The organism is Undibacterium sp. FT79W (assembly GCF_014284215.1).
GTDB lineage: Bacteria > Pseudomonadota > Gammaproteobacteria > Burkholderiales > Burkholderiaceae_D > Undibacterium > Undibacterium aquatile.
Genome location: NZ_JACOGB010000002.1, coordinates 382,874 through 396,929, shown reverse-complemented (window position 1 = coordinate 396,929; position 14,056 = coordinate 382,874). Strand labels below are relative to the sequence as shown.

Genomic DNA, 14,056 nt, shown 5'->3' with positions numbered 1-14,056 from the left:
GTAATGTAATCAGATTGTAGAATTCTTAACTCAAAACGCGACAGCTCGTATAATAGTGGGCGCATTATATTATCGCTCTGCACAAAAGAGCCTGGCTTTTGACTCGAAACTTTAAATTTGGACAAACATCTTGAATAAATCGAAACTTGTGGCAATTTTGGGTGGCCTGGGAATTATCCTGGCTGGATGTGGTGGCTTCGTTTACACCTCCGTCGGCGGCACCGTCACGGGTCTGGGAACAACAGGGGCAAATTCAGTGATATTAATGAATGAGCAAAACTTCACCCGGACGCTGACCGCTGATGGGCCTTTTTCATTCAATGTGGCGAGCAATGCGAATTACTCTGTCGTTGTCTATAGTCAGCCAAATCTGGTGAATTGCACGGTCGCGAATGGCACGGGAAAAATGACAGGTGAGGGCGCGCTGAATAACATCCTCGTCACCTGTGTGCCGAATGTGCCTGTATCAGGAACCCTGTCAGGCATGGCTGACAGCGGCACCATTACCTTGAACAACAACACCGTGAATCCTGCGACCAGTGTCGCCACAGACAAGACGATGGCCTTGTCTGCCAATGGCGCATTCCAGCTGACCAATTATGTGGTGAGTGGGTATCGTTACAATGTGACGGTGGCGATGCCACCAGCCGCACAGTATTGTACGGTCGCCAATGGTACCGGCGTAGCGGATAATAAATATCCGAACGCGATCAACAATGTCGCGGTTTCCTGCGTTCCTGCGGTACCGGTCAAGGTGACGGTGAATGGTCTGACCGCTGGTAATACATTGACGCTGTCGAATGCGACGACAGCAAAATCCACTGCCGATACCTTGGCGATCAGCACGATCGGTATTTATAATTTTGGCTGGAGTCTGCTCAATGGCATGACATATGCGGTGACAGTGGCAACGCAACCGACCGGACAGACCTGTACTGTGCAGAATGCGAGCGGTGTGGCAGACATTACCAAGCCGGATGCAGCAAGCAACGTCGTGGTTAATTGCGCCTGAGCGTACTTTTATTCAGTATTCGCTTCATATAAAAAAGCCCACCATCATCGGTGGGCTTTTTTACTGCCTGATGTATCGCGCAACGGAGGTGGTTACAGCTCTTCCAGTATCCCCGCGTCATTAAAATAAAAAATGCCTTCCCGCTTGAAACCCCATTTACCACCTTTGAGTCTGATAAAGGGTTCAAAGCTGAAAAAACCAACTTCCGACAAAGGGATGTCATTGCTGGAATCAATATACTGGCGCTGATCTTTGTCGTTAGCGATGCTGTGGCCGACGTTGTTGCGATAATCGAGATTGACGAAACCGTTCTGACGTATGCGCATATTGGCCCATTCGAACAACTGGCCAAACGTGGTCTGAGGTCTTACCAGCGCCTGCATTTGCTGATGCATCTGTTTCAGGAAATTCAGACCATTTCTGAATTCGATTAATTGCGGTGTCGGTGTGACTTTGCCATGTTCTATCGGAAATGAACGGGCGCAGTCGCCCCAAAAGCGATCCCGCGTCGGACTCAGATCGATCGTCACCAGATTATCGTTACCGACACGTTCTTCATTGGGTTGATAATCGCGCCCGGAGACGGAGACGCAACTGCGAGACCCGAGTAATACCAGTGCCGGACAAGAGTGATACCAGGTATCCGGATAGCCTTGCGCCTGCAGTAGCCGGTGCGCTTTTTCAGCGATACTTTTTTCGGTGTCATCTGCAGTAATCAGACCAGCCATTTGCTGCAATACAGTTTTGGCGGCGCTTTGTACTTGTCTGTGCTGTTCGATCTCGAACGCGGTTGGCATAATCTTTCCGTTTCAACTGGGCGTGATAGTGAATCTGGGTTTATTTTTCAGGGTTGCTCTTGGTTACTGCTTTAACGCCTGCGGCGGTCACATCCACCGCCGTTCCAACGACGGCACCCCCGACTTTCACTGTCGTGGAGACCGCGACGTCGGCGATGGCAATGACAGTGCACGCACTCAGTGGGAAAACGCATAGTAGGAAAAACATTCGCGATATACAAGTTCGCATGAGTAAGCCTGGCGTTGTTAAGGTTGCTGGAGGTGGGGACTGGGATCGTCTTGCCAGTCGCATTATGCGGCTTTGTTTCAGTATACGTCAGCGCTTTACGCACTTATTTATGGATGTTGAAATTTTTTGTAACTTGATGTTCATTTTGCAATAATTTATATACTCCCCCACTATTTTTAAGAAACCTCGCTAACCTCAGCGTATTCATTGGGCTCTTTTGCATACTGGGGGGAGTATTTATTGATGCTGAATCAGTCTCTGGATGGCATTCGCAGTGCGCGCCAGCCCAGCAGTAGCCAATCCTGCGCCTTCAGTGTTGGCCGATGATGAAACACATCGCCATTCACAGCTTCAATTTTCTCTATGATGCGCAGACCGCCCTGAATAACTAAGCGCAGCTCCCAGCCTATGCGGCCTGGAAGTTGCGTCGCCAGTCCGCTACCTGAGAGCATCATCTGACGCGCGCGCGCGGTTTGGAATTGCATCAGTGCTTGCCAGGCGGTGTTCAAATTCTGATTCGCGATATCCTGCTCGCTGACGCCGAAGGTTTGCATGTCACTTTGCGGCAGATAGATGCGCTGTTTTTTCCAATCAATAGCGACATCCTGCCAGAAATTAATCAACTGTAGTGCCGAGCAAATCGCATCCGAGTCACGGAGGTTTTCTGGCGTCGCCGCGCGATACAGATGCAGCATAATCCGACCAACCGGATTAGCCGAACGACAGCAGTAATCTTGCAACTGTCCGAAATCAACATAACGGGTGGTGACCACGTCCTGTTTAAATGCCGAAAGTAAATCCCGAAACGCCTGCAGCGGCAGTTGGTGTTGTCGGATAACATCAGCCAGCGCGATGAACATGGGCTGAGTGCTGTTGCTGTTTTGCTCAATGAAGTCGAGCTCCTGCTCATAGGCGCTGAGCGCTGTCAGACGCTGTTCAGGCGTGGCATCTCCCTCGTCCGCAATATCGTCCGCACTGCGGGCAAAAGCATAAATGACTTCGACTGCCGGTCGTAAATGTGGTGGAAGTAAGATCGATGCGACAGGAAAATTTTCGTAGTGTTCAACGGACATAAGTGGGTATAAATCCTTAATGACCGAAAAGTCATTGGCAAAGAGGTTGACCTTAATTATAATAAATAACCAGCCAGTCATTTATTTAAAATCAGTGCGATCAGTTGCATTTAGTTGCGGTAATGATGAATATGTCATCTCGTTACCAGCCGCCTCATTCAGTCCGCATAGTAAAGGAAAACTTTTGTGTTAACACTAAAAACTCCCGTGTTCGCTGACGCGTCCCCCGTTGTCAATCGCGTCAAACTGCGGCATTCAGGTTTGTCCTCGTCGCGGGCGATTGCTGCGCTTTCCTTGTTGAGTTTGTTGGTGGCCTGTTCCAAGCCGGTTGAGAAAACCGAGGACGTGCGGCCAGTGCGTGTGGTCACAGCGACCAATACCACTTCTGATGTGGCATTTGAATTATCCGGCGAAGTGCGCCCACGGATAGAATCCCGCCTGGGCTTTCGTGTCGGCGGCAAAATCGTTCAACGTAAAGTCGAGCTGGGAACCGTGGTGAAGCGCGGACAATTGCTGATGCAGCTTGATCCTCAGGATTTATTGCTGGCACAAACGCAGGCGAAAGCGGCGTTGACAGCAGCAGAAAGTAATCGCGATCTGGCTCAGGCCGATTTAAAACGCTATCAGGAATTACGCGCAAAGAATTTCGTTGCTGCAGCAATCCTCGATAGCAAAGAGGTCGCCTATAAAGCAGCGCAAGCCAGTTTCGAGCAGGCAGTTGCCGGCTTTAAAAATCAGAGCAATCAGGCGGGATACGCGACGCTGATTGCTGATGTCGATGGCGTCGTCACCGGGATTGACGCAGAAGTCGGGCAGGTTGTTGCTGCCGGAACGCCGGTTGTCCGTGTTGCGCAAACCGGTGAGATGGATGTGGTGGTCGGTATTCCGGAAAACAAAATCAATACCATACGGCAGATGAGTGATATCAGGGTCGGCTTATGGGCTGATCCGACATTGGCATTGCCGGGTAAGTTACGTGAATTATCACCGGTCGCGGATGCGGTGACGCGTACTTATCTTGCTAAAGTCAGTTTGCCCGCGGATGCAAAAGATGTGCGCCTCGGTATGACGGCCAATGTCAGCTTCGTCGCACCGAATCCGGCGCCAGTATTTAAACTGCCGACCACGGCTTTATTTCAGGATAAAGGGCAGACAGCGGTCTGGATCGTCAGTGGCGGTGTGGTGAAGTTGGTGCCGGTAAAACTGGCTGGCGCATCGGGCGAAGATGTGTTGATTGCTGGTGGGATTTCTTCTGGGCAGCAGGTCGTGACTGCTGGTGTTAATTTGTTAAAACAAGGGCAGAAAGTCAGCATACTGGGAGCTGAGTCTCCTGCAATAAAGCCGCCAGCAACAAAGCCGCCAGTGACGGAAGCGTCAGCTTCTGCGGTGGGAGCCTCTAAATGAGTAACTCTTCGAGAAGTTTTAATTTGTCAGGTTGGGCGCTGGAGCATATCCCGCTTATCCGTTATCTGATCGTTGTATTGCTGCTTGGCGGTATTTTCAGTTATGGGAAGCTGGGGCAGGATGAAGATCCGCCGTTCACTTTCCGCGCGATGGTCGTCCGCGCAATGTGGCCGGGTGCGACTGCTTTGCAAATGGCCGACCAGGTGACCGACAAACTGGAAAAAAAACTGCAAGAGACGCCGTACATTGATCGCATCCGCAGTTATTCCAAGCCAGGCGAAACACTGATTATTCTGCAGTTGCGTGAATCCACGCCGCCGAAAGAAACGGCGCAATCCTGGTATCAGGTGCGTAAGAAGATAGGTGATATCAAAGCCACTTTGCCGCCGGGTGTGCTCGGCCCTTACTTTAACGATGAATTTGGTGATACTTACGGCTCTATCTTTGCGTTGTCGGGTGATGGTTTCACCTATGAAGAAGTAAAGGAATATGCCGATTTCGTTCGTCAGCAGTTCTTACGCATCCCTTCGGTGTCGAAGGTGGAATTGTTCGGCGTGCAGGATGAAAAACTGAATATCGAATTCTCTCAAAAGAAATTTTCCCAACTGGGTATTTCTTTCGATGCGATTGTTTCTCAGATCGGCTCGCAAAATGGGATTGAAAGTACCGGCGTACTGACAACTTCCACAGATAACCTGCAAGTCCGGGTTTCCGGTGCCTTAATGAAGGTGAAGGACCTTGAAAATCTGCAATTGCGGGCAAACGGCACCACTTTCCGCCTTGGAGATTTTGCGACAGTAAAACGTGAGTATAAAAATCCACCGCAAGACAAAATGCGTTTTAACGGCAAGGAAGTGATCGGCCTTGGTATTTCTATGGAAAAAGGCGGCAATATCATTGAGCTGGGCAAGCATTTACAAGCGGATGTCCGTACGATCAAGGCAAAACTTCCGGTGGGCATACAACTGGAGCAGGTGACAAATCAGCCTGACGCGGTGAAAGAATCTGTCGGTGAGTTTTTACATACGCTGATTGAGGCGGTCGTCATTGTGCTGGCGGTCAGTTTTCTGTCGCTTGGCTTGCATACCAAACCTTTTCGCCTCGACATTTGGCCGGGTCTTGTTGTCGGTCTGACGATTCCTCTGGTGTTGGCGATTACCTTCTTGTTCATGCGTATCTTTGACATCGATTTGCATAAAATTTCACTTGGCGCTTTGATTATTGCGCTCGGTCTATTGGTCGATGATGCGATTATTGCGGTAGAAATGATGGTGCGTAAAATGGAGGAGGGCTTCTCTCGCTTTGACGCCGCCACCTTTGCTTACACATCAACGGCGATGCCGATGTTGACCGGAACTTTGATTACGGCCGCAGGCTTTTTGCCTATCGGCCTGGCTAAATCGGCAGCGGGCGAATACACGTTTTCGATGTTCTCCGTGAATGCGCTGGCACTGATTATTTCGTGGCTGGCAGCTGTGTTGTTTACGCCTTATCTTGGTTATCTGCTGTTAAAGGTAAAGCCGCATAACGTCAATGATAACCACCATCATGAGCTGTTTGATTCGCCGTTTTACAACCGTTTCCGCGCGCTGGTGAATTGGTGTGTCGAGTGGCGCAAGCTGACGATAGCGATCACCCTGGGTGTGTTTGGCCTTGGAGTATTTGGTTTTAAATTTATTGAGCAGCAATTTTTCCCGGATTCAAATCGTCCTGAATTGATGGTCGAACTGTGGTTGCCGGAAGGCTCGTCATTTGCCGCAACGGAAGCGCAGACCAAGAAGTTTGAAAACTTTGTGCGGCAGCAGGATGGCGTTTCTAGTGTGACGAGTTATGTGGGAACCGGTAGTCCACGTTTCTATCTGCCGCTGGATCAGATTTTTCCGCAGACAAATGTTGCTCAACTGGTTGTTTTGCCTAAAGATTTAAAATCACGAGAGGCGTTGCGTTTAAAAATCGTCGATATTTTCAAGAAAGATTTTCCTGAGGTGCGCGGACGTGTGAAATTGCTGCCGAACGGACCACCAGTGCCTTATCCTGTGCAGTTCCGCGTGACTGGGCTGGAAGTGGCGAAGGTGCGCGAGATTGCTGATCAGGTAAAGCAAGTCATGATGGCGAATCCGAATGCGATCGGCGTGAATGACAACTGGAATGAGTCGGTGAAAGTGGTGCGCATCGATTTGGATCAGGACAAGTTGCGGGTATTGGGTGTGACCTCGCAAAACGTTATGCGCGCGGCGAATACGATTCTGAGCGGTACAACCGTCGGGCAATTCCGCGATGGCAATAAATTGATCGACATGGTGGTGCGTCAGCCAGTTGATGAGCGTTCAACCGTGAACGCATTGAACAATGCGAATATCCCTACTGCGAGCGGGAAATCGGTTCCTTTGTCGCAGATCGCGACGATCAAACTGGTCTGGGAGCCAGGCGTGGTCTGGCGCGAGGGGCGGGAGTGGGCTGTTACCGTACAGTCTGACGTGGTTGATGGTATTCAGGGGCCCACCGTATCAAGCCAGATCGCACCGCAACTGAAGGGTATTCAGGCCGCCTTGCCTCCGGGTTATGCAGTGGAGTTGGCTGGTGCCGCCGCGGATAGCGGCAAGGCGCAAGAATCGATTGCTGCCAATGTACCGTTAGTCGTGTTTATCATTTTTACGCTGCTCATGTTGCAACTGCATAGTTTTTCCCGCGTCATTCTGGTTTTCCTGACCGGGCCGCTGGGATTGGCGGGAGCTGCGCTGGCATTGCTTGTGCTGCAGAGGCCGTTTGGTTTTGTTGCGCAACTAGGCGTCATTGCTTTGTTCGGTATGATTATCCGTAATTCAGTCATTCTGATTGATCAGATTGAGCAGGATATCCAAGAAGGCTCAGATGTCTGGACTGCGATCGTGGAGTCTGCTGTCCGTCGGTTCCGGCCTATCATTCTGACGGCGGCGGCGGCGGTGCTGGCGATGATTCCTTTGTCGCGCTCGGTATTCTGGGGGCCAATGGCCGTTGCAATTATGGGGGGATTGATCATCGCAACTGGTCTGACTTTGCTGTTTTTACCGGCATTGTATGCGGCATGGTTCCGTGTTAAAAAGCCGACTTAAGCAAAAGGCGAGGGGTGTTTCAGGTAATCGACGCAGAGTTGCCTGAAATGTTTTTTTTGAAGCATTAAAAAAATAAGGCACGGGCTTACAAAATCCAGTAGAATTACGGGTTGGAGTTGTAATGCCACTATTTAATAGTTTTGGGCGACGCTTGATGTTCGGGTCGCCCTTTGCTTTTGTGCCGGACGCGTCGGATGTGCCGGTAAGTAACATAACTCATCCCGCGAGGATGGCGAAATTGGTAGACGCACCAGGTTTAGGTCCTGACGCCAGCAATGGTGTGGGGGTTCGAGTCCCCCTCCTCGCACCACAGAATTTTTACTATTTGGACGATTTTCATGGCAACTGCAGTCGAAACTTTAGATAAATTGGAACGCCGCCTTACAATTTCCTTCCCGATCGCTGATGTGCAATCAGAAGTTGAAAAACGTTTGAAGGTGCGCGCACGCACAGCAAAAGCACCTGGCTTCCGTCCAGGCAAAGTGCCAATGAAGATGGTTGCCGCACAATACGGTTACCAGGTTGAAACAGAAGTGCTGAACGACAAAGTTGGTCAGTCTTTTGCTGCGGCCGTTGGTGAAAGCAATCTGCGTGTTGCTGGTTACCCAAACATTGAGCCAAAAACAGGTGAAGGCGTTGCTGAAGGCACTCTGGCTTTCACTGCGACTTTCGAAGTCTACCCTGAAGTGGTTGTCGGCGATTTGTCCGCTGCTGAAGTTGAACAGGTTAAATCCGATGTGACTGATGCGGAGATCGATAAAACGATTGATATCCTGCGCAAGCAACGTGTACATTTCCACGTTAAAGGCGAGCAGGGCACGCATGGTGACGGTGGTGCAGATCAGTCTGCACAAAACGGTGACCGTGTTACTGTTGATTTCGTAGGTAAAATTGACGGCGTAGAATTTGCGGGTGGCAAGGCCGAAGGTTTCACTTTCGTGTTAGGTGAAGGCCGCATGTTGCCAGAGTTTGAGACAGCTACTGTTGGCTTGAAAGTTGGCGAATCTAAAACGTTCCCGTTGGCGTTCCCAGAAGATTATCATGGCAAAGATGTTGCCGGTAAAACTGCAGAATTTACCATCACTTTGACAAAGCTGGAGTGGGCGCATTTGCCTGAAGTTGATGCTGAATTTGCTAAGATGCTTGGCGTTGAAGATGGTGATCTGGTAAAGATGCGCACTGACATCAAAGAAAACCTCGAGCGTGAAGTTAAAGGCCGTGTTAAAGCGAAAACAAAAGAAAGCGTGATGGACGCTTTGGTTAAGGCGGTGATATTTGATGTTCCGACTTCTTTGGTTGCGCAAGACAGTGAGCGTCTGGCTGAAATGACTCGTCAGGATATGGCACAACGTGGCATGAACGTGAAAGACGTTCCATTCCCGATTGAGATGTTCAATGCACAAGCAGAGCGCCGTGTCCGTCTGGGTCTGATTTTGGCTGAATTGGTCAAGGCTAATAATTTGCAGGCAACTGCAGGGCAGATCAAAGCTCAGGTTGAAGATTTCGCGCAAAGCTACGAAGATCCGCAACAAGTAGTGAAGTACTACTACAGTGATCGTAATCGCCTTGCAGAAGTTGAAGCCCTTGTATTAGAAGAAAACGTCGTTAACTATGTTCTCGGTAAGTCGAAAGTGACTGAAAAAACACTGCCTTTCGATGAGTTGATGGGCAATAACGCACAAGCATAAGTTTTAAAAGGAAAATCACATGACAGGCATCATCCGTAATTCGGCGTTGGATACAAATATGCTGGGCATGGTGCCTATGGTGGTAGAGCAAAGTGGGCGTGGTGAACGTTCCTATGACATCTACTCCCGCTTATTGAAAGAGCGTGTGATTTTTCTGGTTGGTCCGGTGAATGATCAGACGGCAAATCTGGTCGTCGCGCAGCTGTTGTTTTTGGAGAGTGAAAATCCAGATAAGGATATTTCTTTCTACATTAATTCTCCGGGCGGCTCCGTTTCTGCCGGGATGGCGATCTACGACACCATGCAGTTCATTAAGCCAGATGTATCGACATTGTGTACTGGTCTGGCTGCGTCGATGGGGGCGTTTTTACTGGCGGCAGGTGCTAAAGGTAAGCGATTCTCTTTACCGAATTCCCGCATTATGATTCATCAACCCTTGGGTGGTGCGCAGGGGCAGGCATCTGATATCGAGATTCAGGCGCGTGAAATTTTGTACTTGCGCGAACGTCTGAATGGCATTCTGGCGGAAAACACAGGCCGCAGCTTAGATCAGATTGCCAAAGACACTGATCGTGATAATTTTATGTCGGCTGACGCCGCTGTCGAATACGGGTTAATTGATAAAGTTTTGACTCATCGCGCTTAAGCTGCTTGAATTAGATAAACGCCCGTTCCCATAAAGGTTCGGGCGTTTTTTATTTATTTTCTAAATTATTCGATTTCTCAGGTACTTCTGGATCTTGTGCATGCAATGACGAAAACTGTTTTTGCAGGTAATATGCTCTTCGTTCCGATTTATATTTATTTTGTTTTTCTCATATTCGTACCATGCCCGATAAAAAATCCTCCAGCGGTGAAAAACTGCTCTACTGCTCATTCTGCGGAAAGAGTCAACATGAGGTTAAGAAGCTGATTGCAGGGCCTTCGGTCTTTATTTGCGATGAGTGCATAGACTTGTGCAATGACATTATTCGCGATGAAGTATCTGAAATTGACAATATAGCGAGCGCGAAAACTGAGCTGCCAACTCCCCAGGAAATTACCGATTTATTAGATCAGTATGTGATTGGTCAGCCTAATGCAAAGCGTATTCTGGCGGTCGCTGTCTACAATCATTACAAGCGTCTGAAGCATCTGGGTAAAAAGGATGATGTAGAGCTCGCAAAGAGTAATATTTTGCTGGTTGGTCCTACCGGTTCAGGTAAAACGTTGCTGGCGCAGACGCTTGCTCGCATGTTGAATGTACCGTTTGTGATCGCAGACGCGACGACCTTGACCGAGGCTGGTTATGTTGGTGAGGACGTTGAAAATATCATTCAAAAATTACTGCAGAACTGTAATTATGAAGTCGAACGTGCTCAGAAGGGTATCGTCTATATCGATGAGATTGATAAGATTTCCCGTAAATCTGACAATCCCTCGATCACACGTGATGTGTCTGGTGAAGGCGTGCAGCAGGCTCTGCTGAAGCTGATCGAGGGCACGATGGCATCGGTGCCGCCACAAGGAGGTCGCAAGCATCCAAATCAGGACTTCATTCAGATCGATACCACGAATATCATGTTTATTTGTGGCGGTGCTTTTGATGGACTGGCAAAGATTATTTTAGACAGATCAGAGCGTAGTAGTATTGGTTTTTCAGCCAGCGTTAAAAGTCAGACGGAAAAGAGCGCAAGTCAGATGATGCAGGATGCGGAGCCGCAAGATTTGATTAAGTTCGGTTTGATTCCTGAGTTGGTTGGTCGTTTGCCTGTTATTGCAACGCTTAACGAACTTGACGAGGCGGCATTGATTCAGATCCTGGTTGAGCCAAAAAATGCGCTGATTAAGCAATATGCAAAACTGCTGGAAATGGAAGGCACTGAGCTTGAAATACGCCCGGCTGCTTTGCAGGCAATTGCAAAAAAAGCGATTGCCCGTAAAACTGGTGCGCGTGGTTTGAGATCGATACTGGAGCATGCATTGTTGGATATTATGTACGATCTGCCTAGCCATCAAAATGTTGAAAAAGTGGTGATTGATGAGGGGACTATCACTAACGGTGCTAAGCCTTTGCTTATTTATCACGAGCAAGTCAAAGTGTCCGGAGCTTGAGTTTTTGCAAAAAAAGGGGAGATATCCCCTTTTTTTTATGGTTATTCACCGCATTTTTTTTAATCGAAGTAGAATGAAGTAGGAAAAAACATGGCTTCAGCCGTAAAGCTACTCGGGGAGCTCTCTGCGTAGCTTTTTTATTGTTTTTTCTGATAATGGGCTTGTGTTTTAGCCTTGTGCGCCAACATTACCAACTAGTATTTATGAAAGGTGCGCCATGACAACTACTTCAATTACCGAGCAAATTCAACTGCCGCTGCTGCCATTACGTGACGTGGTTGTATTTCCCCATATGGTTATTCCACTGTTTGTGGGGCGCCCAAAGTCCATTAAGGCTTTGGAGGCTGCAATGGAGCAGGGTAAAAGCATTATGCTTGCTGCTCAAAAAGCCGCTGCGAAGGACGAGCCTTCGGCTGACGATATTTATGAAATTGGTTGTATAGCCAATATTTTGCAAATGTTGAAGTTGCCTGATGGCACAGTAAAAGTATTGGTTGAAGGGGCGCAGCGTGCCCGCATTCACCAGATTCATGATTCTGAGTCACACTTCAGTGCTGAAGTGACGCCGGTTGCGGCAGTTGAGGAAGATGATTCTGAAGTTGAAGCGATGCGTCGTGCAATTGTTCAACAGTTTGATCAGTACGTAAAACTGAACAAAAAAATCCCGCCTGAAATTCTTGCCTCTCTCTCTGGTATTGACGACGCCGGTCGTCTTGCAGATACCATTGCGGCACACTTGCCTCTGAAATTGGAGCAAAAGCAAGTGATTCTGGAAATTTTCAGTGTAGCCAAAAGGCTTGAACATCTGCTTGGGCAACTTGAAGGCGAACTCGATATCTTGCAGGTGGAAAAACGTATCCGTGGTCGCGTGAAGCGTCAGATGGAGAAATCGCAGCGTGAGTACTATCTGAACGAACAAGTGAAAGCGATTCAGAAAGAGCTGGGCGAAGGCGAAGAGGGTGCAGATATCGATGAACTTGAGAAGAAAATCATTGCTGCCAAAATGCCGAAAGAAGCTCGCGACAAGGCTCTTAATGAGTTGAAAAAACTCAAAATGATGTCACCGATGTCTGCAGAGGCAACAGTTGTCAGAAATTATATTGATACTATTGTTGGTTTGCCTTGGAAGAAAAAATCCAAAGTAAATAATGATCTGACGAATGCTGAGAAGGTTCTGGAGGATGAGCATTACGGTTTAGATAAGGTTAAAGAGCGCATTCTCGAGTATCTTGCTGTTCAGCAACGCGTGGATAAGTTAAAAGCTCCGATTCTGTGTCTGGTCGGCCCCCCGGGTGTAGGTAAAACGTCTCTCGGTCAGTCGATTGCCCGGGCAACGAATCGCAAGTTCGTTCGCATGGCGCTTGGTGGTGTGCGTGACGAGGCAGAGATTCGTGGACATCGTCGCACTTACATTGGCTCCATGCCTGGCAAAATTTTGCAGAGCCTGGCCAAGGTTGGTGTTCGAAATCCTCTTTTTTTGTTGGATGAAGTCGATAAAATGGGGGCGGATTTCCGTGGCGATCCTTCGTCCGCATTGCTGGAGGTGCTTGATCCTGAACAAAATCATACGTTCTCGGATCATTACATTGAAGTCGATTTTGATCTGTCTGACGTGATGTTTGTCGCGACGTCTAACTCGTACAATATTCCGCCTGCTTTACTTGATAGGATGGAAGTGATTCGTCTTTCTGGTTACACAGAGGATGAAAAAACCAGCATTGCTCAGCGCTATTTGTTGCAAAAGCAAATTAAAAATAACGGCCTGAAAGAAACGGAAATCACTGTCGCAGAAAGTGCGATCAGAGATATTATCCGCTATTACACAAGGGAGGCTGGTGTTCGTTCGCTGGAGCGCGAAATTTCCAAAATATGTCGTAAAGTCGTCAAAATGCTTTTGCTGAAGAAGAGTGAGAAAAAAGCGACGATTACCTCCAAAAATCTGGATAAATATTTGGGTGTACGCCGATACGATTTTGGCGTTGCGGTCAAGGATAATCAAATTGGTCAGGTAGTTGGTCTGGCATGGACGGAAGTTGGTGGCGATCTCTTGACTATCGAGGCTGTTTCTATGCCCGGTAAAGGTGGCGTTATCCGCACTGGAACCTTAGGTGATGTCATGAAGGAGTCGATCGAAGCTGCCCGGACAGTTGTGCGTAGCCGGGCTCAGCGCTTGGGCATTAAGGCTGATGTCTTTGAGAAGAGTGATATTCACATTCACGTACCTGAAGGGGCGACGCCTAAAGACGGTCCTTCTGCTGGTATTGCAATGACGACCGCTTTGGTATCTGTGTTCACCGGGATTCCTGTGCGGGCAGATGTTGCGATGACAGGTGAGATCACTTTGCGTGGCGAGGTATTGCCAATTGGTGGTTTGAAAGAGAAATTGCTGGCAGCGCATCGCGGCGGAATTAAAACTGTTTTAATTCCGGAGGAGAACGCAAAGGATCTGGCTGAAATCCCGGACAATGTAAAAAACAAACTGGAAATTATCCCGGTGCGTTGGATAGACAAGGTGTTGGAAATTGCTTTGGAGCGTCAGCCGCAGCCTTTGGTTGACGCGGAAATTCCCGTTGCCGCTGGATCAAGTGAGCCTTCTGCTGATCTTGCTGTTGTGAAGCATTAATGTTGTATGGATAAAAAAACGCCCGAATTTTCGGGCGTTTTTTA

General features: G+C 48.6%; 9 protein-coding genes and 1 tRNA gene. 8 read left to right on the top strand and 2 right to left on the bottom strand.

From position 1 onward, the window contains the following. Positions 1-130: 130 nt before the first annotated feature. Positions 131-1,012: a hypothetical protein gene (locus H8K38_RS04980; protein ID WP_186883687.1), complete on the top strand. Its 882-nt coding sequence runs from the start codon at positions 131-133 to the stop codon at positions 1,010-1,012. Positions 1,013-1,104: 92 nt separating this feature from the next. Here the strand turns inward: H8K38_RS04980 and H8K38_RS04975 are convergent, their stop codons facing one another. Both H8K38_RS04975 and hpnC read right to left on the bottom strand, forming a co-directional pair. After that, positions 1,105-1,809: a M24 family metallopeptidase gene (locus H8K38_RS04975; protein ID WP_222610748.1), complete on the bottom strand. Its 705-nt coding sequence runs from the start codon at positions 1,807-1,809 to the stop codon at positions 1,105-1,107. A 480-nt stretch (positions 1,810-2,289) separates the two neighbouring features. Further along, entirely contained in the window at positions 2,290-3,111 is an 822-nt protein-coding gene (gene hpnC / locus H8K38_RS04970) for a squalene synthase HpnC (RefSeq protein ID WP_186883686.1), read from the bottom strand. Between the two features lie 186 nt (positions 3,112-3,297). Here hpnC and H8K38_RS04965 point away from each other — a divergent pair, with 186 nt between their 5' ends. From H8K38_RS04965 to lon, 7 genes are all read left to right on the top strand, one after another. Beyond that, on the top strand, positions 3,298-4,515 hold the full coding sequence (locus H8K38_RS04965) for an efflux RND transporter periplasmic adaptor subunit (RefSeq protein ID WP_370587059.1): 1,218 nt from the start codon (positions 3,298-3,300) through the stop codon (positions 4,513-4,515). Next, entirely contained in the window at positions 4,512-7,607 is a 3,096-nt protein-coding gene (locus tag H8K38_RS04960) for an efflux RND transporter permease subunit (RefSeq protein ID WP_186883685.1), read from the top strand. The genes H8K38_RS04965 and H8K38_RS04960 overlap by 4 nt, the downstream gene beginning before the upstream one ends. A gap of 223 nt (positions 7,608-7,830) precedes the next feature. Then, positions 7,831-7,917 (top strand) — tRNA-Leu (locus H8K38_RS04955). Between the two features lie 28 nt (positions 7,918-7,945). Next, a complete protein-coding gene (tig, locus tag H8K38_RS04950; protein ID WP_186883684.1) occupies positions 7,946-9,295 on the top strand; it encodes a trigger factor in 1,350 nt (449 codons plus the stop codon). A 19-nt stretch (positions 9,296-9,314) separates the two neighbouring features. Then, complete coding sequence (gene clpP, locus H8K38_RS04945; RefSeq protein WP_304941546.1) at positions 9,315-9,941, top strand: ATP-dependent Clp endopeptidase proteolytic subunit ClpP; 627 nt, start codon at positions 9,315-9,317, stop codon at positions 9,939-9,941. A gap of 182 nt (positions 9,942-10,123) precedes the next feature. Next, complete coding sequence (gene clpX, locus H8K38_RS04940; protein WP_186883683.1) at positions 10,124-11,389, top strand: ATP-dependent Clp protease ATP-binding subunit ClpX; 1,266 nt, start codon at positions 10,124-10,126, stop codon at positions 11,387-11,389. Between the two features lie 217 nt (positions 11,390-11,606). Beyond that, complete coding sequence (gene lon / locus H8K38_RS04935; RefSeq protein ID WP_186883682.1) at positions 11,607-14,012, top strand: endopeptidase La; 2,406 nt, start codon at positions 11,607-11,609, stop codon at positions 14,010-14,012. Positions 14,013-14,056: the final 44 nt, after the last annotated feature.

Coding starts and splice junctions, on each gene's coding strand:
- H8K38_RS04975 (WP_222610748.1), bottom strand. CDS start 1,809: ATGCCAACCGCGTTCGAGATCGAACAGCACAGACAAGTACAAAGCGCC.
- lon (WP_186883682.1), top strand. CDS start 11,607: ATGACAACTACTTCAATTACCGAGCAAATTCAACTGCCGCTGCTGCCA.
- hpnC (WP_186883686.1), bottom strand. CDS start 3,111: ATGTCCGTTGAACACTACGAAAATTTTCCTGTCGCATCGATCTTACTT.
- clpX (WP_186883683.1), top strand. CDS start 10,124: ATGCCCGATAAAAAATCCTCCAGCGGTGAAAAACTGCTCTACTGCTCA.
- tig (WP_186883684.1), top strand. CDS start 7,946: ATGGCAACTGCAGTCGAAACTTTAGATAAATTGGAACGCCGCCTTACA.
- H8K38_RS04960 (WP_186883685.1), top strand. CDS start 4,512: ATGAGTAACTCTTCGAGAAGTTTTAATTTGTCAGGTTGGGCGCTGGAG.
- clpP (WP_304941546.1), top strand. CDS start 9,315: ATGACAGGCATCATCCGTAATTCGGCGTTGGATACAAATATGCTGGGC.